Source organism: Cryobacterium sp. RTC2.1, from assembly GCF_035018685.1.
Lineage (GTDB): Bacteria > Actinomycetota > Actinomycetes > Actinomycetales > Microbacteriaceae > Cryobacterium > Cryobacterium glucosi.
This window is the reverse complement of sequence record NZ_JASJXJ010000372.1, coordinates 1-331: the sequence shown is the minus strand read 5'-3', so window position 1 is coordinate 331 and position 331 is coordinate 1. Positions and strand designations below refer to the sequence as shown.

General features: G+C 68.0%; 1 protein-coding gene. It reads right to left on the bottom strand.

Going from position 1 to position 331, the window contains the following annotated elements:
- Positions 1 to 331 (bottom strand): FGGY family carbohydrate kinase (locus QN357_RS19350; protein WP_323505452.1); only part of this gene is annotated, 331 nt, incomplete at both ends.

Genomic DNA, 331 nt, shown 5'->3' with positions numbered 1-331 from the left:
GTGTTGAAGATCAGGAAGTTACCGGTGCCGTAGGTGTTCTTCGCCTCGCCCTGGTCGAACGCGGCCTGGCCGAACGTCGCGGCCTGCTGGTCGCCGAGGATGCCCGAAATCGGGGTCTCCCGCAGCAGGCTGTGGCCGCTCGCGATGCCGTAGACCTCGGAGGAGGAGCGGATCTCGGGCAGCATCGACCGGGGCACGTCGAAGGCGGCGAGGATGTCGTCGTCCCACTGCAGGGTTTCGAGGTCCATGAACAGCGTGCGGCTCGCGTTGGTGACGTCGGTCGCGTGCACGCCGCCCTCGAGGCCGCCGGTGAGGTTCCAGAGCACCCAGG